The organism is Buttiauxella massiliensis, from assembly GCF_902500225.1.
GTDB classification, from domain to species: Bacteria; Pseudomonadota; Gammaproteobacteria; order Enterobacterales; family Enterobacteriaceae; genus Buttiauxella; species Buttiauxella massiliensis.
Genome location: NZ_LR722651.1, coordinates 321,353 through 342,346, shown reverse-complemented (window position 1 = coordinate 342,346; position 20,994 = coordinate 321,353). Strand labels below are relative to the sequence as shown.

Genomic DNA, 20,994 nt, shown 5'->3' with positions numbered 1-20,994 from the left:
GTACCTTATATTGATAGTAACTACTAACGTTATTCATTTTTGAATCAACGTCCAGGCCATTCATACCCTCTCAGGTGCATTTCATTCCGGCCTGAATGCACTTCATGCCTTTTTCTCCTGGAATAAAATGCACTTCGTTACTCTTGGCAGCAGAAGATTTCTCTTAAATTTTGCGGACATCTGCCATGAATAATTCTACCTACAACCGTACCCGTTGGTTAACTCTGATCGGCACCATCATTACCCAGTTTGCACTGGGTTCCGTTTATACCTGGAGCTTGTTCAATAGCGCACTGTCGCAAAAACTGGGTGAGCCAATCAGCCAGGTAGCATTCTCCTTTGGTTTATTAAGCCTCGGACTTGCGATTTCCTCTTCCGTTGCGGGCAAATTGCAGGAACGTTTTGGCGTTCGTAAAGTGACGATGGCGGCTGGCGTGCTGCTGGGTGTCGGCTTCTTCCTGACCGCACATTCCAATAACTTGCTGATGCTGTGGTTGAGTGCCGGTGTGCTGGTGGGCCTGGCAGATGGTGCAGGTTACCTGTTAACGCTCTCCAACTGCGTGAAATGGTTCCCGGAGCGTAAAGGTCTGATTTCCGCATTTGCCATTGGCTCTTACGGCCTCGGCAGCCTGGGCTTCAAATATATCGACAGCCATTTGCTGGCGACCGTCGGCCTGGAAAGCACCTTTATGATTTGGGGTGGCTTGGCGATGGTGATGATTCTTCTCGGTTCATTACTGATGAAAGATGCGCCATTACAGGAAGTTAAAACCGCAAATGGTGTAGCTGAAAAAGATTACACCCTGGCAGAATCTATGCGTAAACCACAGTATTGGATGCTAGCTGTCATGTTCCTGACTGCCTGCATGAGTGGTTTGTATGTTATCGGCGTAGCAAAAGATATCGCACAAGGCATGGTGCATTTGACTGCTGAGTCTGCGGCAAACGCGGTAACCGTTATTGCAATTGCGAACCTGAGTGGCCGCCTGGTGCTGGGTATTCTGTCCGATAAAATTGCTCGTATCCGCGTTATCACTATCGGTCAGGTTATTTCTTTAGTCGGTATGGCTGCACTGTTGTTCGCTCCACTTAATGAAGTGACTTTCTTTGCAGCGATTGCCTGTGTAGCGTTTAACTTCGGCGGCACCATCACCGTTTACCCATCACTGGTGAGCGAGTTCTTTGGTCTGAATAACCTGACTAAAAACTACGGTGTGATTTACTTAGGATTCGGTATCGGCAGCATTTGTGGTTCGATTATCGCTTCTATCTTCGGCGGCTTCTACGTGACCTTCTGCGTCATCTTTGCCCTGCTGATTTTGTCTCTGGCGATTTCCACCACCATCCGCACTCCAGCGCGCGAAGTTTATCAAGAAGCTCACGCTTGATAGCGAGCCATTAATGCCGCAAACCATGCCGCCGGGACGTTATACGGCGGCATCATTAATTGTGAAATTCCCTGTTCTATAATGCCTTCCGCTTGTGCTTTTAAAATCTCATTTCCCCGCTGTAACCCTGCCAACTGAATACGTTTTTCTATCAAATAGACTCGAGCAAAGTGCGGGTCGTAGAGCAAAATTTCACGCGTGTTATCGATGATGTCAGCCAGTTTGATGGTTTGCGCTTCCTGGCTTGCGTTGGCGGTATGCAGGAAGTGAGCACGTTTACGATGCATGCGATTGGTGCCGGGGAGTTGTTCAGGGTTGGTAACCATTGCCACCAAAGTCGCCACATCCGGGCCAAAGTGCTCCTGAATGTCGATAAGCGTGGTGCCGGTGTCCTCAACAGTGTCGTGCAACCAGGCTGCCGCGAGCACTTCCTCAATGGGAGAAACGCTCCTGACTATCTCCACCACGGCTGCTGGATGGACGATATATGGCTCAAGAGTATATTTGCGGCGCTGATCGCAAGCTGCATGAGCTTTCGTTGCATATCGGCGTGCGCGCTCTTCTAAAGACAGCATAACTACCTCTCTGCATCACCAATATTGCCTGATATGTTCCATAACCCACCTGCGTTGAGCCAGCATGAGATATGTAAACAAGCGTGTGAATCACGAATTTTGCCGATACTTTTTTCTCTCCCTATGTTCTACTAATCCGCGCCAAAAATTGGCTAAGAATCATCCTGATTCGGACTCTATTTTTTATTGCTCAGAATTTTCTTCACCAAGGGGAGTCTGAGTGATGTTTATAACATCTCCTTTTTGCTTTATTTTTCGGACAACCTGCATGAATTACATTAAATCGATGACCCAGCAGAAACTCTGTTTTCTGTTAGCGGTATACATCGGCATATTTTTAAACCTCTCGGTTTTTTATAATCGTTTCATGGGATTTGCTCAGGACTTTAGTCGCCTGAAAGGTTTCTCCATGGTTGCTGAGGTTGTGGCTTGCGTTCTGGTCACTTTCTTTTTATTCCGCGTGTTATCCCTGTTCGGTCGTACCGTCTGGCGAATCCTCGCTACATTAATCGTGTTGTGTTCCGTTGGTGCCAGCTATTACATGACGTTGCTTAACGTCGTTATTGGCTACGGTATTATCGCTTCGGTGATGACCACAGATATCGACCTCTCGAAAGAAATTGTCGGCTATCAATTCGTATTGTGGATGGTTTTGGTCAGTGCTATTCCGTTGGTACTTATCTGGGGAAGCAAAACACGCGATACCTTGCTCAACCAATTGAAAACCCCAGGTCAGCGCATCAAAAACGTGGCCATCGTGCTGTTGGCTGGACTGATGGTTTGGGCACCACTGCGTTTACTCGATAAACAACAAAATCGCACAGAAAAACGCTCCACGGTAGATATGCCAAGCTACGGCGGCGTGGTGGCTAACTCTTATCTGCCATCAAACTGGGTCTCAGCGTTGGGTCTTTTTGCCTGGGCTCAGGCTGATGAGTCCAACGACAATAGTTCGTTGCTCAATCCAGCGAAGAAGTTTACTTATGTCGCGCCAAAAGAGCTCGATGATACCTATGTTGTGTTTGTGATTGGCGAAACCACTCGCTGGGATCACATGGGTATTCTGGGTTATGACCGTGACACCACACCAAAACTCGCCCAGGAGAAAAATCTGGTCGCGTTCAGAGGTGAATCTTGTGATACCGCGACTAAGCTTTCGCTGCGTTGTATGTTCGTGCGTGAAGGCGGTGCGGAAGAGAATCCGCAGCGTACTCTGAAAGAGCAGAACGTCTTTGCGGTACTTAAACAGCTTGGTTTCAGCTCAAACCTTTTTGCGATGCAAAGTGAAGTCTGGTTCTACGGCAACACAATGGCAGATAACTTCTCTTACCGTGAGCAGATTGCCGCTGAACCGCGTAACCGTGGTAAGCAAGTCGATGACATGCTGCTGGTCGAAGAGATGAAACGTTCTGTAGACCAGCATCCTAACGGCAAGCATTTGATTGTGCTGCACACCAAAGGCTCGCACTTCTCTTACGTGCAACGTTACCCACGCAGCTACGCGAAATGGACTCCAGAGTGCGTCAGCATTGATAAAGAGTGCAGCAAAGAGCAGCTGATTAACGCTTTTGATAACTCCGTGCTGTATACCGACAGTGTGCTTGAACAAGTGATTTCTGAGCTGCGTGATAAGCGCGCAATTATTTTCTATGCTTCTGACCACGGCGAGTCAATTGACGAGCGCAAACACCTGCACGGTACACCACGTAAAATGGCACCACCTGAGCAGTTCCGTGTGCCGTTACTGGTTTGGGCATCTGATAAATATCTGGAAAACCCGGAGCGCGCACGTGAGTTTGCACATATGCAGGAACAGGCAAAAATGAAGGTGCCGCATCGCCATGTTGAACTGTACGACACCATCATGGGTTGCCTGGGTTACACGTCTCCAGACGGTGGTATTAACCAGAACAACAACTGGTGCCATGTGCCGGAAAAGAAAGCCGCACAGTAACTTTTTAGCCACATGTGCTGGAATTTAAAGCAAACAGACAAGATTTTCAGTTTCAGGGATTGACGGGTAAAACGGTGCGCAGTAAGATGCGCTCCGCATTCGGCGAGTAGCGCAGCTTGGTAGCGCAACTGGTTTGGGACCAGTGGGTCGGAGGTTCGAATCCTCTCTCGCCGACCAAATTTAGAAAAGACCAACCTTCGGGTTGGTCTTTTTGCATCTGGAGTTTGAAGAGGATGAGAACCTCCGAAGGAGGTTTGAGCCGAGCGCAGCGAGACAACGTTGCTTCAGCAACGGCCCGCAGGGGAATAATCCTCTCTCGCCGACCAAATTCAAGAAAACCCAACCGCAAGGTTGGGTTTTTTTACGTCCGTAGTTTACCGCCACGCATCTGACATCTCGCTCATCCGCCCCACGTTAAATCCCTAATCTTGCAAAAATATCCGCTTCATCGTCCAACATCTGTCTTTATATGCTTTTGTGACATTTCCCATCGTATTTTGTTATGGAAAATCGTGGGTTAATACGCCATTGCTTATGTTTCATACCAGCATGATTCGCTGTAAGAGATGTGGATCACAAAACTTATCGTTCAGATAATCAGCATCTGGCAAGAAATTTTACAGAAATAGCACAACTGCATACCACTCCCGCTCGTCTTTTAATCAGTGGATAATTCTGGCTACATGGCAGTAGCATAAATTTCCCTGCTGGAAACAGAGCGGCTGGCTTTTTTTAAACTTTGTTCGCTGATTCTCACCTCGGTTGTAAATCCCCGTTACCTATATTGACGTTTTACTCATCTATTGACAGATTGTAGGGCGTGAGGGGCAAATTATGGACAGTCCGCACTACCACACAGCTAGCCTGACGAAAGGAACACCTGGCCTCACTACCGCCTCCGGGCATACCGAACGGACCGCACACAAATAACAAAGGTCTAACGGAAAAAACAACACGACATATGTCCCCGAATTATTTCTTGCTGCAGCACTGCGGTAACTGAACAAATCATTGTGAGCTTACTTGTGTAAGCGATCGGTGTGAGTAAAGGCAGCCTGTAAAGCCGTGGCAAGAAAGATAAAGGGAACATCACAACGGAGCAGAAGAATGAGTCTTTCCTTGAAGAAGTCAGGGATGCTGAAGTTTGGTCTGAGCCTGGTGGCCTTGACCGTAGCAGCTAGCGTTCAGGCAAAAACCCTGGTGTATTGCTCAGAAGGTTCCCCAGAAGGTTTTAACCCGCAGTTGTTCACCTCTGGTACAACTTACGATGCCAGTTCAGTGCCAATCTATAACCGCTTGGTCGAGTTCAAAACGGGTACCACTGAAATTATTCCGGGCCTTGCTGAGAAATGGGAAGTCAGTGCAGACGGTAAAACCTATACCTTCCACCTTCGTTCAGGTGTGAAGTGGCAGGACAACAAAGATTTCAAACCAACACGCGATCTGAATGCAGATGACGTCGTGTTCTCATTTGATCGTCAGAAAAATGCCAACAACCCGTACCACAAAGTTTCTGGCGGCAGCTACGAATACTTCGAAGGCATGGGTTTATCTGACCTGATCAGCGAAATTAAGAAAGTGGACGACAATACCGTTCAGTTCGTGCTGACTCGTCCAGAGTCGCCATTCCTGGCTGATCTCGCGATGGACTTCGCCTCTATTCTTTCCAAAGAATATGCTGACAACATGATGAAAGCCGGCACGCCGGAAAAAACGGACCTGAACCCAATCGGTACCGGTCCGTTCCAGCTGCTGCAATACCAGAAAGATTCTCGCATTCTGTACAAAGCGTTCCCGGGCTACTGGGGCACCAAGCCGCAGATCGATCGTCTGGTCTTCTCCATTACGCCTGATGCTTCCGTGCGTTACGCCAAATTGCAGAAAAACGAGTGCCAGGTTATGCCGTATCCAAACCCGGCTGACATCGCTCGCATGAAGCAAGACAAGAGCATCAACTTGATGGAACAGGCTGGCCTGAACGTGGGTTACTTGTCCTTCAACACCGAGAAGAAACCGTTTGATGACGTGAAAGTGCGTCAGGCGCTGACTTACGCGGTGAACAAAGAAGCGATCATCAAAGCGGTTTATCAAGGCGCAGGTACTGCGGCTAAAAACCTGATCCCACCAACTATGTGGGGCTACAACGATGACGTGAAGGATTACACCTACGATCCTGAGAAAGCAAAAGCGTTGCTGAAAGAATCCGGCCACGCTGACGGCTTCACCGTTGATCTGTGGGCAATGCCAGTACAGCGTCCGTACAACCCGAACGCTCGCCGTATGGCTGAGATGATTCAGGCTGACTGGGCGAAAGTCGGTGTGACCGCCAAAATCGTAACTTACGAGTGGGGCGAGTACCTGAAACGCGCTAAAGCCGGTGAACACCAGGCTGTGATGATGGGCTGGACTGGCGACAATGGGGACCCGGATAACTTCTTCGCGACGCTGTTCAGCTGTGCCGCAGCAAAAGACGGTTCTAACTACTCTCGCTGGTGCTACAAGCCGTTTGAAGACCTGATTCAACCTGCGCGTGCAACTGACGATCACAACAAGCGTATCGAACTGTACAAGCAAGCTCAGGTAGTGATGCATGACCAGGCTCCGGCGCTGATCGTTGCTCACTCCACGGTATACGAGCCTGTGCGCAAAGAAGTGAAAGGTTATGTGGTTGACCCATTGGGCAAACACCACTTTGAGAACGTGTCTGTCGAATAATAAATAACAGTAGCGTGCTTTATTCCCTCTCCCACTGGGGAGAGGGTGAAAGATTTGTGAGCAATACAGACTGAAGGCTGCAAGGCTTTCAGTCACTACAGAGAATCCGGGTTATGTTGCAGTTCATCCTCCGACGTCTGGGGCTAGTTATCCCCACTTTTATCGGTATTACCCTTCTTACCTTCGCCTTCGTGCATATGATTCCCGGTGACCCGGTGATGATTATGGCCGGTGAGCGCGGTATCTCTCCTGAACGTCATGCTCAGTTGTTGGCTGAACTTGGCCTCGACAAGCCTATGTGGCAGCAATACGTCCATTATATTTGGGGCGTGATGCACGGCGACTTGGGCATTTCGTTAAAAAGCCGTCTTCCTGTGTGGGACGAGTTCGTACCGCGTTTTAAAGCGACTATGGAACTCGGTGTCTGCGCGATGTTGTTTGCCGTTGCCGTGGGTATTCCGGTTGGCGTGCTGGCTGCGGTTAAACGTGGTTCCGTGTTTGACCACACCTCAGTGGGCCTTGCTCTGACAGGCTACTCAATGCCTATTTTCTGGTGGGGTATGATGTTAATCATGCTGGTTTCCGTCTACTGGAACCTCACCCCGGTATCAGGGCGCGTCAGCGATACGGTATTCCTCGACGACACCTTGCCCCTCACCGGTTTTATGCTGATAGACACCGCCATATGGGGTGAGCCGGGCGACTTCATCGATGCAGTGATGCATATGATATTGCCAGCCGTGGTGCTCGGTACGATCCCGCTGGCGGTTATCGTGCGTATGACCCGTTCTTCAATGCTGGAAGTGCTCGGTGAGGACTACATCCGTACCGCCCGCGCTAAAGGCCTGACGCGTATGCGCGTCATCGTGGTTCATGCTCTGCGCAACGCTATGCTGCCAGTTGTGACGGTTATCGGCCTGCAGGTCGGTACCTTGTTGGCTGGTGCAATTCTGACGGAAACCATCTTCTCCTGGCCGGGCCTTGGCCGCTGGCTGATTGATGCATTGCAACGTCGTGACTACCCGGTAGTGCAGGGCGGCGTATTGTTGGTCGCGACGATGATTATCCTCGTGAACCTGATCGTCGACTTACTGTACGGCGTGGTGAACCCGCGTATACGCCATAAGAAATAAGGGGCCATCATGACGCAATTAACTGAAAACAAAGTGGTAGCGGCGCCAGTTCCAATGACGCCATTCCAGGAATTCTGGCACTACTTTAAACGTAACAAAGGGGCGGTCATCGGTCTGGTGTATGTCACCGCGATGATCTTGATCGCCATATTCGCCAACGTTCTCGCGCCACACGGCCCGGCAGAACAGTTCCGTGACTCGTTGCTGCACCCTCCGGTCTGGCAGGATGGTGGTAGCTGGCAGTTCCTGCTTGGTACTGACGACGTAGGCCGCGACATCATGGCTCGCCTGATGTACGGCGCGCGTCTGTCGCTGTTGGTCGGCTGCCTGGTGGTGGTGCTGTCGCTGGTCATGGGCGTCGTCCTCGGCCTGGTTGCGGGCTACTTCGGCGGCCTTATCGACAACATCATCATGCGTGTTGTCGACATCATGCTGGCATTGCCAAGCCTGCTGTTGGCGCTGGTATTGGTGGCAATCTTCGGCCCGTCGATTGTCAACGCCTCGCTTGCCTTAACCTTCGTTGCGCTGCCGCACTATGTGCGATTGACGCGCGGCGCGGTGCTGGTGGAAGTGAACCGCGACTATGTGACGGCCTCTCGCGTGGCGGGTGCAAGCCCGATGCGCCAGATGTTCATCAACATTCTGCCAAACTGCCTGGCACCGCTGATTGTGCAGGCCTCGCTTGGCTTCTCTAACGCCATTCTCGATATGGCCGCTCTCGGCTTCCTGGGCATGGGTGCGCAACCGCCAACACCGGAGTGGGGCACCATGCTCTCCGACGTGTTGCAGTTCGCACAAAGTGCCTGGTGGGTGGTTACCTTCCCGGGTGTCGCCATCCTGCTGACGGTGCTGGCATTTAACCTGATGGGTGACGGGCTGCGTGACGCGCTCGATCCTAAACTCAAGCAGTAAAGGGCTACGTAATGGCGTTATTGAATGTAAATAAATTATCGGTGCATTTCGGCGACGAAAAGACACCGTTCCGTGCCGTAGACCGCGTGAGTTACAGTGTAAATCAGGGCGAAGTTGTCGGTATCGTTGGGGAATCAGGTTCCGGTAAATCGGTAAGCTCGCTGGCGATTATGGGGCTGATTGATTACCCTGGCCGCGTAATGGCCGAAAAACTGGAATTTAACGGCCAGGATCTGCAAAAGATTTCTGAGAAAGAGCGTCGTAACCTGGTCGGCGCCGAAGTGGCGATGATCTTCCAGGACCCGATGACCAGCCTCAACCCTTGCTACACCGTCGGTTTCCAGATTATGGAAGCTATCAAGGTGCACCAGGGCGGCAACAAGAAAACCCGTGTTCAGCGTGCTATCGACCTGCTGAACCTGGTGGGTATTCCCGATGCGGCTTCGCGTCTGGACGTTTACCCGCACCAGCTTTCCGGCGGTATGAGCCAGCGTGTAATGATCGCGATGGCGATTGCCTGTCGTCCAAAACTGCTGATTGCTGATGAACCAACCACCGCACTGGACGTGACCATCCAGGCGCAAATCATCGAACTGTTACTGGAACTCCAGCAAAAAGAGAACATGGCTCTGATTCTTATCACCCATGACCTCGCGCTGGTGGCTGAAGCGGCACACAAAATCATCGTGATGTACGCCGGACAAGTGGTGGAAACAGGGGCATCGCAAGATATCTTCCGTGCGCCGCGTCACCCGTACACTCAGGCGTTGCTGCGAGCGCTGCCTGAATTTGCGCAGGACAAAGCGCGCCTGGCCTCGTTGCCGGGCGTGGTTCCGGGTAAGTACGACCGTCCGAACGGCTGCCTGCTCAACCCACGCTGCCCGTATGCCACCGACAAATGTCGCAGCATAGAGCCAGAACTGAATATGGTGGATAACGGGCGTCAGTCCAAATGCCACTTCCCACTCGATGATGCCGGGAGGCCAACGCTATGAGTACCGATAAGGCCACTGCGCAACCTCTGTTGCAGGCCATCGACCTGAAAAAACACTACCCGGTGAAGAAAGGCTTTTTCGGCCAGGAACGCCTGGTAAAAGCGCTGGATGGCGTTTCGTTTGAACTCGAACGCGGCAAAACGCTGGCGGTAGTGGGCGAATCGGGCTGTGGTAAATCCACGCTGGGCCGCCTGCTGACGATGATCGAAATCCCGACTGGTGGTGAACTGTATTATCAGGGCCAGGATCTGCTCAAGCCTGATGAAACAGCTGAAAAGCTGCGTCGCCAGAAAATCCAGATTGTGTTCCAGAATCCGTACGGCTCGCTGAATCCACGTAAAAAAGTGGGGCAAATTCTTGAAGAGCCACTGCAAATCAACACCAGCCTGAGCAAAGCCGAACGCCGTGAAAAATCGCTGGCGATGATGGCGAAAGTCGGCCTGAAAACCGAACATTACGACCGCTATCCGCATATGTTCTCCGGCGGCCAGCGCCAGCGTATCGCTATCGCCCGTGGCTTGATGCTCGATCCGGACGTGGTGATCGCCGATGAACCGGTTTCGGCGCTCGACGTTTCCGTTCGTGCGCAGGTTCTGAACCTGATGATGGATTTGCAGCAGGAAATGGGGCTGTCGTATGTGTTTATCTCCCACGATTTGTCTGTGGTGGAACACATCGCCGACGAAGTGATGGTGATGTACTTAGGCCGCTGCGTGGAGAAGGGCACCAAAGACCAGATCTTCTCTAACCCGCGCCACCCGTACACTCAGGCACTGTTATCTGCCACACCACGCCTGAACCCGGACGACCGCCGCGAACGCATCAAACTCACCGGTGAACTGCCAAGCCCATTGAACCCGCCTCCGGGCTGCGCGTTCAACGCCCGCTGCCGCCGCCGCTTTGGGCCGTGCACGCAGTTGCAGCCACAGCTTAAAGAGTACGGCGGCCAACTGGTGGCGTGTTTCGCTGTTGATCAGGATGAGAACGGGGAAATTCGGTAATTCAGGACGCCCTCACCCTAACCCTCTCCCCCAGGAGAGGGCCGGGGTGAGGGTGACCAGCGTTTATCCTTTCGGCTCTATCCCTTTCTTCTTGAGTTCTTCGCGCGCCAGATTCTTAAACCAGTTCGCCAGGCTCATGCCTTGTTCTGCGGCTTATACATCTAACTGTTTATGTAACGCGGGATCGATGCGGATTTTAAAATGTGGGGACTTGCCGACGTCTTTTGGTTTTTTGTCACGTTTGATGATTGTTCCATATCGATGCATTCATCGAAAACGACAACAACACCGAATGTATGGCGCTGTGTGGCCGTTTGCTTGCGGCGCTGGAGATGTTGAAAGTCACGCTCAACGCCCCGCGCTTTGTTCGTACGGAATCTGGATTGGTGATGATGAGCGGCGAGGCGGTGTCGGGGATCCACTAGGTTTTATGGGGTGGGAATCGTTACGGCTTGCCACCCTACACCGCAGCGAGAGCTCCGGAGTTTAACGACAAAATGGTGAGCTTCTAAGTCAGCAAATATGTGACTGACATGCTGGCGCTCCTGAATAGTGGTCGTCGAAACTGATCGGTTCAAGTTAATCGCGACTGCACTGACTTAACAGTCGCGATTATTCCCTATACGTTTGAAGACGCCAGCGACACATCCCTTACTGCGGATATGGCACCCAATCCCCACCGCTCAGGCGCACATACGGTTTATCCTGATACTGGATCACAATGGCATTCGAGTTCTCAGATACCGCTGCGGTTTGTGGCAGGTTTTTAGTTAGCGAATCCCAGTCCACCTGCTCGGCAACAAAGTTTTTGCCATCAACGGAACGCGCCACCAGTTCGGAGATTGCCAGCATGCTGCTTGGCTGGCTGATTTTGATCGTCTCCCCTTGATGCGGGGCTTTCATGCCGACGAATTTCACACCGGCCGGGACATGCGTGATGGACGGGCTTGGAATATCGCGCAACCCGGAAACCTGCATTTTGTCACCTTTCAGTGCGGCCCCATGTTCCGGCACAATCACCACCATCACTTTGCGGCCAGATTTCTCAAGCTGCGTGAGAAACGCATCCAGTTCATCAAACAGTTTTTGGGCGCGGATGTTGTAGTCGGCAGTTTTGTTGTTGCCCGGATAGTGGTTGCCATCGTGCAGCGGCAGCAGGTTAAAGAATGTAGCGCTGCGCGTGTTAGGTTCGCGTCCTTCCCCTTCCATCCAGCGATTCAGCACCGCCGTGTCGTCGTAGACCGGCGAGTTATCAAACGACAGCAAGCCAGTCGGCAACCCTTCCTGGTTCATCAACGGAGACTGCACGCCGCCATTTTCGCGGATCTCTTTGAGGAAATCGCCGAATATACCGTTATGGTCCAGCATCAGGTGTTGGCTAAAGCCCAGTTTCGCCAGGTTTTCAAACAGGTAACACTGGTTAGAAACGGGCTGGTAAAGACCTTTGTGCGAGGTTTGCCCGCAGCTGGCACGCAGCAGGCGAATTGCTGCCGGGCCACTGTAAGAGGTCGCTGAGTTAAAGTTATTAAACAGAATATCGAAGTGTTTCCACAGCGGATGCGCACTTAAACCCGCGGCATCAATATCGGCCCAGGAGAGCGAGCAAATGTTGATCACCAGCAGCTCAAACGGCTGTGCATCTGCCGGGAGCGAGGTCGGGAAGTGAGTCACGCGTTTGGCTTCACTGGCATAGAAGTTGTTCAGCCAGGCGGTGAGGTTCTGCGTCGTCGGTGGTGCGGTCTGGGCCGGAATATCTCCTGGAACCGGCGCTATGCTGCCTCCGGTTTCTGTTACTGCCGCACTCCCCGCTGTTGCTGCGGTTGGTGTTTGTGCCGCAGAGGGGAAAAGGGAAATCGCCGGGCCTGCTAGGGTGAGGATGTTCAGCCATATCAGCGCCGCCACCACAAAAACCGTAACGCGCAGCCACTGAGAGATAAACATCCAGACGACCAGCAGCACAAAAGCGGCTCCGACCATCTGCCAGTTAATAAAGCGTGTCACCAAATCGATAATGTAATCCATGCTAAAGCCCGCAAGCTGCGAACCTTGCGCCATGATACTGCCCGGGCCCGGTAACCAGGTGTCATGCCAGAAAAGGCCAATCCCGACGGGGATGGCAATCCAGTTGCGAATGCGGTGGAACGTCAGGTTCGGCAATGGGAACAGCAGGAATGCGACAAACACCAGGTTTGCCAATGGATGGAAGTTGAGATATCCGGTCCATAACAAGCCGAACTTGAGCAAAAAATAGTAGTTCCAGCCACCCAGACCGCGCCAGTTCTGCCAAAAAGAGACGGGCATTGCCCCAGGTTTTGTTTGATTAGTCATGTCGATGGTCAGCCTTGACAGAAGATCGGCGCAGCGTTCCGGCCGATTTAACGTAACGTGGTTTTAAGAACAACAGCCGGATCAGTGCCGTCAATCGTGGCAGCCAGTGGTGCGCAGAATAACCCAACGGAATAAATATCACCGCGCACAATAGCACCAGTTGAGCGATGTCAGTTATGTTCATCATTATTGTGCTTGCTCCCGCTCAGGCGCTTTCAAAAGAGCAACAGGCGTTGGGACCCGGCGCACCGCCTCACTGTCACGTCGGGCATTGCGCGCCTCGCTAATTTCTACCGGGACGGCTAAAGGTTTGGCCCATTTTTCTGGATTCAACGCCTGCATTTGCATGATTTCCGCAGCGATTTGGTTGTCTTCGTACCACACCATCCGGTTAGAAAAAATATCGCCCACCGGTAGCGGGAAAATATTCCTCAGTGCGGTATCGAGGTCGTTTATACGGCAAAACGAGAGGAACAGCGTCAGGCGGTTTTCGCTGATGGTGACGATATCGCCGGTACGGTTGGTGCGGCACAATGTCATCACTTGTTCCGTGCTCAAGCCAGGTGCAGGGCGCAACGCGACCATCACCCCTTTGCCATCCTGCGGCAACAGCGTGTTATTCAACAAGGTAGAAATCGCGTTGCAGAAGTCGCCCCATGGCTGGTAACCACGCAGTTTTAGCGGCTGCATGCGGTCGATAAGCACGTTAATGTCTTCCGGCACATGGCGGCTGAAATGTTGGCCTTGCACGCTTTCTATCATGGTCAGGCTGCGAGACAGTGGCGCATTCCAGGGGATGATCAGGGTAGCGCCGCAACCGAGTAGCAGGCGCTCATCCGTGGCACGCAGGCTGGCGGTGTTTTCCCGCACGATGAGTTTCAGGGCGCTGCCGCGCTGGCGACGTAAGGTGTGTATCTGGCGGGCAATGCTGTCTATCTGGCTGTTTTTGGAAAGCGAGAAAATAACGGTTGCCGCCTGGCTCGTACGGGCTGCCTCAAATAAGGCTTCGTTATTATCAAACACCTTCCAATATTCTGAGAGCGGCGGAGCACCTTCCAGAATGGTCGCATGGCTTAGAATTTGTTTTTCGTCGCTGCGTGGTTGCGGTTGAGTTTCAGTGGTTTCCACCGGTTGCCAGCCATCGTTTGTCCACTGCAAATCCAACTGCTGTTGAGCGCTGACCCCTTTTTCATTACACCAAAAAGAGACATCGTAGCGGTAAATATCATCCTGATAGCGCAGGCTTGCGAGGCCATTAAGTATTCTATGTTCGCCAACTAATAATGACCTTTGTTTATCACTACTACTGCCAGAATTAAGGAGTAATAAAGAGCATTTATAGCGACGCGCCCATTTGTTAATGCTTCTCAGCCATTTCCTTAGTTTTTCAGGGGGTATATTGTCCCAGATGTTGTCTGAGACCAGTAATATAAAGAAATAATATTCTGGATTTATGTTACACATTAAATCGCGGCGCAGAAATTCTAGACTATTTTGAGATTTTGGCATGCTAAAAAGGCGGATTTTTTTTGGACCGTGATCATCATCTAATTTAATGATGTCTTGCGGCTTTGCGCCCATAGTAATAACAGCGGTTTTAGCGTGGTAGCCTTGCGCTGCAACTGTTTGATTTAAAAGCTTTATAGCGTCTTCGTGGCGATCGAGATTAAGCCACCAGACGCCACCGGCAGGCATGTTCCGCAATTCGTCCCATAATGAACGGATGCCGAGCAGAAATATGGGTTCCATGGCGTCCTCTTTATTATTAATTATACCCATCACACTTCAATCAGCCTCTTTGTTGGCTGCGTCCACTCACCCGAATCACTCACCTGGGTAAACTTATCGGGTTTCGCTCTCGTGCTATCGAGATGCAACTTAGATTATTTAGTGTGTAGTATGTCTGTCAGTTTACTAGCGAAAGGCAAGAAATAAACCTAAGATTGAAAATAAAGAGCATCGGTTTTAGCATGTATAGCCAATACATTTTCTTGTTTCCTAACATATGCCTGTCTTCTTAATGATTACGGCTAAGGAATGTGAGCCATAATGCATGAAAAAGAAGGTGAAGATGTTCTGCAAAACACCCTTGTGTATGCTTTCCAGAATGATTTTTTGGCGCTCAGCAAAGCATTTTCACTACCAGAAATAGATTATACCGATATATCACAACGAGAGCAGTTGGCAGCGGCGATGAAACGCTGGCCATTACTGGCGGAATTAACGCAACAATAGGGAGTACCTGATGGCGATCATTGGGTTACAAGGGTTGCGTGGTGGTGTGGGAACCACCTCTATCACCGCAGCGCTTGGGTGGTCATTACAACAATTAGGCGAGTCGGTTCTGGTGGTGGATGCCTCACCAGACAATTTGCTACGCCTGTCTTTCAACATCGATTTCGCTCATAAGGGCGGCTGGGCGCGTGCGCTGCTGGACAACAATAGCTGGCAAGAAACAGGCTGGCACTACGACACCCATCTGGATGTTCTGCCCTTCGGGCAACTTACCCCACATGAGCGAGAAAATGCCTCTTCACTTGAAGAGACACTTGGCGATTTCGTGGATGGGCTTGAGGAGCTGAAATCTAGCGGGCGGTATCAATGGATTCTGGTTGATTTGCCTTACGGCTATGACCGACTCACGCGTCGATTAATGAGCAAAATCGATAACGTGTTGACCATAGTGAAGCCTGATATTAACTGCCACACACGTCTCCATCAGCAAACGCTGCCCGCTTCGGCGCGGATTCTGGTCAACTATCTGTTGGTGGCAAGCCAGTTACAGGATGATATTTACCAGCTGTGGCTGCAAAGCCAGCACAACATGATCCCCATTGTTATCCATCGTGATGAGGCCCTGGCGGAGTCAGCGGCGATGAAACAGCCGCTCGGCGAATATCGACCAGATTCCCTCGCAGCAGAAGAGTTGATGACGCTGGCGAGTTGGTGCTTGCTCAATTTTGCTGATCCGAGAGACGCAGAAACCCTGGTTTCAGGGCCTCAATCATGACCTCGCTGGCGAACTGGCTGCTGCTGCCCGCCGCCAGCCAGCGGCTTAGCGTTCGGTATCACACTTATCGCCGTAACGGTGCGCCGCCGTTTAGCGCTGCACTCGGTTGCCTTTGGTTTATTCTGGCGTGGACGCTGTTGCCGCTGGAAAACGCAAACTGGACGCGGTTGCGTAAACAACAGGCCCAACTTTATCCGCATATTAATCCATTACGTCCGCGCCCACTGGATGCCGTGCGCTATACGCTCCAGAGCCTCTGGCTGCTGATACGCCTGCCGGAAAAGAGACAAGGCCAGTGGGTAAATTTCAAATCGCTGGACAGAATGCAGGCATGGCGTACCAGTTGGTACGGCTGGCTCGATAAATTACCTGAGCGCTTCAGCCAGCATACTGACCATCTGGAAAACGAAAAAGAGTTGGGCCACCTGAGCCATGGCCTGCGGCGATTTGTGCTCGGCGTCGTCACTGTGTTCTCCGGTGTCCTGGCGCTACTGTGTATCACTCAGCCATTCAATCCGCTGGCGCAGTTTACCTTCCTGGTACTGCTTTGGGGGGTGGCACTGCTGGTGCGGCGCCTGCCGGGGCGCTTCTCGGCATTAATGATGATCGTGCTGTCGCTGACCGTATCCTGCCGTTATATCTGGTGGCGTTATACCTCGACGCTGAACTGGAGCGACCCGGTAAGCCTGGTGTGTGGCCTGATCCTGCTCTTTGCGGAAACGTACGCCTGGCTGGTGTTGGTGCTGGGGTATTTCCAGGTTGTCTGGCCGCTTAACCGCCAGCCGGTGCCGATGCCGAAAGACACCAACACCTGGCCCTCCGTTGATATATTCGTGCCGACTTATAACGAAGACTTGAGTGTGGTGAAGAGTACGATCTACGCCTCGCTCGGTATCGACTGGCCAAAAGACAAACTCAACATCTGGATCCTGGACGATGGCGGGCGGGAAGATTTCCGCCAGTTTGCTGATTCGGTGGGGGTGAAATACATTGCACGAACCACACATAACCACGCCAAAGCCGGGAACATCAACAATGCGCTGAAATACGCCACCGGTGAGTTTGTGGCTATTTTTGACTGCGACCACGTACCGACCCGCTCGTTCCTCCAGTTAACCATGGGCTGGTTCTTCAAAGAGAAAAAGCTGGCGATGATGCAAACGCCGCATCACTTTTTCTCTCCCGATCCGTTTGAACGCAACCTCGGGCGATTCCGTAAAACCCCTAACGAAGGCACGCTGTTCTACGGCCTGGTGCAGGACGGGAACGACATGTGGGATGCCACGTTCTTCTGTGGTTCTTGTGCAGTGATTCGCCGCGAGCCGCTGGATGATATTGGCGGAATTGCCGTTGAGACAGTAACCGAAGATGCACACACCTCATTGCGCCTGCACCGTCGCGGTTGGACCTCCGCGTATCTGCGAATTCCGCAGGCGGCTGGGCTTGCGACGGAGAGTTTGTCTGCGCATATCGGCCAGCGTATTCGCTGGGCGCGTGGCATGACGCAAATCTTCCGTCTCGATAACCCGCTGTTCGGCAAAGGGCTCAAATTCGCCCAGCGCCTGTGCTACGCGAACGCCATGTTCCACTTCTTATCAGGTATTCCCCGTCTGATCTTCCTGACAGCACCGCTGGCGTTTCTGTTGTTGCACGCTTACATCATTTACGCCCCGGCCCTGATGATTGCGCTCTTCGTTCTGCCGCACATGATCCACGCAAGCCTGACCAACTCGAAGATCCAGGGCAAATATCGTTACTCCTTCTGGAGCGAAATCTACGAAACGGTACTGGCCTGGTATATTGCCCATCCTACGCTGATGGCTTTGTTCAGCCCGCAAAAAGGCAAGTTTAACGTGACGGCGAAAGGAGGCCTTGTCGAAAACGAATATGTCGACTGGGTGATCAGTAAGCCGTATCTGTGGCTGGTGATGCTGAATCTTCTGGGTGTGGCATTTGGCGTCTGGCGTTTTATGGAAGGCCCGGAAAACGAAATGTTGACCGTGGTGGTCAGTGTGGTGTGGGTGTTCTACAACCTGACGATTCTGGGGGGAGCGGTGGCTGTCTCTGTGGAAAGTAAACAGGTCAGGCACGGGCACCGCGTTGAAATTGCGATGCCTGCGGCCATTGCGCGTGAAGACGGCCACCTGTTCCCTTGCACCTTACATGATTACTCCGATGGCGGGGTGGGGATCAAAATCCACGGTGCGGCCAACGTGCTGGAAGGCCAAAAAGTGAACCTGCTGCTCAAACGCGGTCAGCAGGAGTATTTCTTCCCGGCGAAGGTGATGCGCGTCTTTGGCGACGAGGTGGGGCTACAGCTCACCGAAATGACTACCCGACAACATATTGATTTTATTCAATGTACTTTTGCCAGAGCCGATACCTGGGCGCTTTGGCAGGACAGTTTCCCGGAAGATAAACCGCTGGAAAGCCTGCTGGATATTTTCAAACTCGGTTTCCGGGGTTACCGACATCTGGCGGAGTTTGCTCCCCCTTCACTAAAAATTGTTTTCCACTCCGTCACGATGTTGGTGGACTGGATTGTGTCATTTATTCCGCGTAGCCCGGGGAATAACCTGGCAGTACAGCGGACCGTGTCTGCATTGGCCCAACAATGATGAAAACGCGATGAAAAGAAGACTATCCTGGTTTTGCGCAGCGGCACTGAGTCTTAACGCCCTGCCGGTAATAATGGCAAATGCTGCTGATGAGGTTACGACAGATGTTCCTGTTGCAGTGGCTCCATCCACGGCTCCTGAAACTGCGCCGGTGCCTGCCCCTGCGCAAGGCGAACAGCCTGAGCCTGCGGCAAGGGCGAATACTCCCGTTGTTGAGGAGAGCGTTCCGTCCCGTGATGTGAAGTTGAATTTCGCCCAAATCGCCCCGCCTCCGGGCAGCATGGTGCTGCGCGGCGTGAACCCGACGGGCTCGATTGAGTTTGGCATGCGTAGCGATGAAGTGGTTTCTAAAGCGATGCTGAATCTGGAATACACCCCGTCGCCATCACTGCTGCCGGTGCAGTCGCAACTGAAAGTTTATCTGAACGAAGAGTTGATGGGCGTACTGCCGGTGACCAAAGAGCAACTGGGCAAAAAAACTTCCGCCCAGTTGCCAATCGATCCGCTGTACATCACGGACTTTAACAAGATACGCATGGAGTTTGTCGGCCACTACCGCGACATCTGCGAAAACCCGTCGAACTCGACGCTGTGGCTGGATATTGGCCGTAGCAGTTCGCTGGCGCTAACTTATCAACGCCTTCCGGTGCGCGATGATTTGTCGCACTTCCCGGTTCCGTTCTTTGATAGCCGTGACAACCGCCCGCTGGTGTTGCCAATGGTCTTTGCCGGTACGCCTGATATTGAACAGCAACGTGCCGCCGGGATTGTCGCTTCCTGGTTCGGCTCCCGCTCCGTGTGGCGCGGCCAGCAGTTCCCGGTGCTGTACAACCAACTGCCAGACCGTAACGGCATCGTGTTTGCAACCAACGACAAGCGCCCTGATTTCTTACGTGACCACCCGCCGGTTACCGCGCCTACGGTTGAGATGATTAGCCATCCGGATAACCCGTACGTGAAACTGCTGGTGGTGTTTGGCCGCGATGATAAAGACCTGATTCAGGCAGCAAAAGGGATCGCTCAGGGTAACGTGCTGTTCCGTGGCAACAGCGTCACCATTGATGATGTGAAGCCGCTACTGCCGCGTAAGCCTTACGATGCGCCGAACTGGGTACGCACCGACCGCCCCATTACGCTGGATGAGCTGAAAAGTTACGAGGAGCAATTGCAGGCCACCGGCCTTGAGCCCGCGTCGATTAACGTCACGTTGAATCTGCCGCCGGATCTCTACCTGATACGCAGCAACGGCATCGATATGGACCTGAAATATCGCTATACCGCGCCGCCAATAAAAGACAGTTCGCGCATGGACATTAGCCTCAACGACCAGTTCCTACAGTCGTTTAACCTCCAGCCGAATGAAGAAAACAGCAAGCTGATGCTGCGTCTGCCGGTTCTGCAAGGGCTGCTGGATGGTAAAAATGATGTAGCGCTCCCGGCGCTTCGACTGGGTGCGGCTAACCATCTGCGCTTTGATTTTGTCTACATGAACCCGATGCCAGGCGGTTCTCTCGAAAACTGTATTACCTTCCAGCCGGTGCAGAACCATGTGGTCATTGAGGGCGACTCCACCATGGACTTCTCTAACTACTATCACTTTATTGCGATGCCCGATTTGCGTTCATTTGCCAACGCGGGCTTCCCGTTCAGCCGTATGGCAGATTTGTCGCAAACTATCGTCGTGGTGAACAAAGAGCCGAAACCGGCGCAACTCACCGCGATGTTTAACGCGCTGGGCACCATTGGCTCGCAAACCGGTTTCCCGGCGATTAACGTCACGGTTACCGATGATGCCAGCACCATTCAGGGGAAAGATGCCGACATTATGATAATTGGCACTATCCCGGAGGATCTCAAAGACGATAAACGTGTGGACTTGCTGGTGGATGCGGCGAAAAGCTGGGTGAAAACCCCGATGCGCCAGTCAGTTTTGCAAAGCACCATGTTGGATCAGTCTGACCGCATAGCCGATACGCAAACCACCATCTCCTCGCAGGGCGCGATGGCCGCCATTGTTGGGTTCCAGTCACCGTATAACGACCAGCGCAGTGTTGTCGCTTTGCTGGCTGACAGCCCGCGTGGTTTCGAATTGCTGAACAACGCCATGAACGACAGCGGCAAGCGCGCCGCCGTTTCCGGCTCGGTGGCGGTGATCCGTGAATCTGGCGTCAACGGCATTCGGGTGGGGAATATTTATTACGTCGGGCATTTACCGTGGTTCGAGCGCGTCTGGTATGCGCTCTCCACCCATCCGGTGCTGTTGGCGTTACTGGCGGCGATTAGCGTAGTGCTGCTGGCCTGGGTGTTGTGGCGGATCCTGCGCATCCTGAGTCGTCGCCGTATTGACGCCGATGATGAATAACGT

The 20,994-nt window shown here is 52.4% G+C and carries 16 protein-coding genes, 1 tRNA gene, 1 other RNA gene and 1 pseudogene; 14 read left to right on the top strand and 5 right to left on the bottom strand.

Annotated features, from left to right (window positions below; genetic code table 11):
- Nucleotides 1–185 precede the first annotated feature (185 nt).
- On the top strand, nucleotides 186–1,388 hold the full coding sequence (locus tag GC128_RS08120; RefSeq protein WP_151993875.1) for an L-lactate MFS transporter: 1,203 nt from the start codon (nucleotides 186–188) through the stop codon (nucleotides 1,386–1,388).
- Here GC128_RS08120 and GC128_RS08115 read toward each other — a convergent pair.
- Nucleotides 1,379–1,963, bottom strand: a complete 585-nt coding sequence (locus GC128_RS08115; RefSeq protein ID WP_151993874.1) for an HD domain-containing protein — start codon at nucleotides 1,961–1,963, stop codon at nucleotides 1,379–1,381. The two genes, GC128_RS08120 and GC128_RS08115, sit on opposite strands and share 10 nt — an antisense overlap.
- Nucleotides 1,964–2,231: 268 nt before the next feature.
- Here GC128_RS08115 and eptB point away from each other — a divergent pair, with 268 nt between their 5' ends.
- The 8 genes from eptB to dppF all read left to right on the top strand — a co-directional run bounded on the left by eptB (nucleotide 2,232) and on the right by dppF (nucleotide 10,673).
- Nucleotides 2,232–3,917: a kdo(2)-lipid A phosphoethanolamine 7''-transferase gene (gene eptB, locus GC128_RS08110; RefSeq protein WP_151993873.1), complete on the top strand. Its 1,686-nt coding sequence runs from the start codon at nucleotides 2,232–2,234 to the stop codon at nucleotides 3,915–3,917.
- A 100-nt stretch (nucleotides 3,918–4,017) separates the two neighbouring features.
- A tRNA-Pro gene (locus GC128_RS08105) sits at nucleotides 4,018–4,094 on the top strand.
- A gap of 35 nt (nucleotides 4,095–4,129) precedes the next feature.
- Nucleotides 4,130–4,243, top strand: a non-coding RNA gene (locus tag GC128_RS08100) — RtT sRNA.
- Between the two features lie 781 nt (nucleotides 4,244–5,024).
- Nucleotides 5,025–6,632, top strand: a complete 1,608-nt coding sequence (gene dppA / locus GC128_RS08095) for a dipeptide ABC transporter periplasmic-binding protein DppA (protein ID WP_064514767.1) — start codon at nucleotides 5,025–5,027, stop codon at nucleotides 6,630–6,632.
- Between the two features lie 113 nt (nucleotides 6,633–6,745).
- Complete coding sequence (gene dppB / locus GC128_RS08090; protein WP_034460620.1) at nucleotides 6,746–7,765, top strand: dipeptide ABC transporter permease DppB; 1,020 nt, start codon at nucleotides 6,746–6,748, stop codon at nucleotides 7,763–7,765.
- A gap of 9 nt (nucleotides 7,766–7,774) precedes the next feature.
- Nucleotides 7,775–8,677, top strand: coding sequence for a dipeptide ABC transporter permease DppC (gene dppC, locus GC128_RS08085; RefSeq protein WP_151993872.1), 903 nt, complete (start codon nucleotides 7,775–7,777; stop codon nucleotides 8,675–8,677).
- Nucleotides 8,678–8,688: 11 nt separating this feature from the next.
- Nucleotides 8,689–9,672, top strand: coding sequence for a dipeptide ABC transporter ATP-binding protein (gene dppD / locus GC128_RS08080; protein WP_064514762.1), 984 nt, complete (start codon nucleotides 8,689–8,691; stop codon nucleotides 9,670–9,672).
- Entirely contained in the window at nucleotides 9,669–10,673 is a 1,005-nt protein-coding gene (dppF, locus tag GC128_RS08075; protein ID WP_151993871.1) for a dipeptide ABC transporter ATP-binding subunit DppF, read from the top strand. Before dppD ends, dppF begins: the two co-directional genes overlap by 4 nt.
- 63 nt (nucleotides 10,674–10,736) lie before the next feature.
- On the opposite strand, the pseudogene GC128_RS23085 reads toward dppF, so the two are convergent.
- Nucleotides 10,737–10,940: pseudogene (locus GC128_RS23085) on the bottom strand (toxin-antitoxin system HicB family antitoxin).
- Between GC128_RS23085 and GC128_RS22965 the strand changes: the two are divergent.
- On the top strand, nucleotides 10,922–11,098 hold the full coding sequence (locus GC128_RS22965; RefSeq protein ID WP_193216228.1) for a hypothetical protein: 177 nt from the start codon (nucleotides 10,922–10,924) through the stop codon (nucleotides 11,096–11,098). The pseudogene GC128_RS23085 and the gene GC128_RS22965 sit on opposite strands and share 19 nt — an antisense overlap.
- A 226-nt stretch (nucleotides 11,099–11,324) precedes the next feature.
- Here GC128_RS22965 and bcsG read toward each other — a convergent pair whose 3' ends face one another.
- Genes bcsG through bcsE form a run of 3 tightly spaced genes read right to left on the bottom strand, consistent with a single transcriptional unit; the run spans nucleotide 11,325 to nucleotide 14,750 of the window.
- Entirely contained in the window at nucleotides 11,325–13,001 is a 1,677-nt protein-coding gene (gene bcsG / locus GC128_RS08065) for a cellulose biosynthesis protein BcsG (protein WP_151993870.1), read from the bottom strand.
- On the bottom strand, nucleotides 12,994–13,185 hold the full coding sequence (bcsF, locus tag GC128_RS08060) for a cellulose biosynthesis protein BcsF (RefSeq protein WP_226812029.1): 192 nt from the start codon (nucleotides 13,183–13,185) through the stop codon (nucleotides 12,994–12,996). The genes bcsG and bcsF overlap by 8 nt, the downstream gene beginning before the upstream one ends.
- Nucleotides 13,186–13,187: 2 nt before the next feature.
- Nucleotides 13,188–14,750 carry a cellulose biosynthesis protein BcsE gene (gene bcsE / locus GC128_RS08055; RefSeq protein WP_151993868.1) on the bottom strand — a complete coding sequence of 521 codons (1,563 nt, stop codon included), beginning with the start codon at nucleotides 14,748–14,750 and terminating at the stop codon, nucleotides 13,188–13,190.
- 300 nt (nucleotides 14,751–15,050) lie between these two features.
- Here bcsE and bcsR point away from each other — a divergent pair, with 300 nt between their 5' ends.
- Genes bcsR through bcsB form a run of 4 tightly spaced genes read left to right on the top strand, consistent with a single transcriptional unit; the run spans nucleotide 15,051 to nucleotide 20,991 of the window.
- Nucleotides 15,051–15,236: a cellulose biosynthesis protein BcsR gene (bcsR, locus tag GC128_RS08050; RefSeq protein ID WP_151993867.1), complete on the top strand. Its 186-nt coding sequence runs from the start codon at nucleotides 15,051–15,053 to the stop codon at nucleotides 15,234–15,236.
- 10 nt (nucleotides 15,237–15,246) lie between these two features.
- Complete coding sequence (gene bcsQ, locus GC128_RS08045; protein WP_151993866.1) at nucleotides 15,247–16,011, top strand: cellulose biosynthesis protein BcsQ; 765 nt, start codon at nucleotides 15,247–15,249, stop codon at nucleotides 16,009–16,011.
- Nucleotides 16,008–18,629 carry a UDP-forming cellulose synthase catalytic subunit gene (bcsA, locus tag GC128_RS08040; protein WP_151993865.1) on the top strand — a complete coding sequence of 874 codons (2,622 nt, stop codon included), beginning with the start codon at nucleotides 16,008–16,010 and terminating at the stop codon, nucleotides 18,627–18,629. Before bcsQ ends, bcsA begins: the two co-directional genes overlap by 4 nt.
- Before the next feature lie 10 nt (nucleotides 18,630–18,639).
- The gene (gene bcsB, locus GC128_RS08035) at nucleotides 18,640–20,991 is read left to right on the top strand and encodes a cellulose biosynthesis cyclic di-GMP-binding regulatory protein BcsB (RefSeq protein WP_151993864.1); all 2,352 of its coding nucleotides are present in this window, start codon (nucleotides 18,640–18,642) and stop codon (nucleotides 20,989–20,991) included.
- The last annotated feature ends 3 nt before the right edge of the window (nucleotides 20,992–20,994 follow it).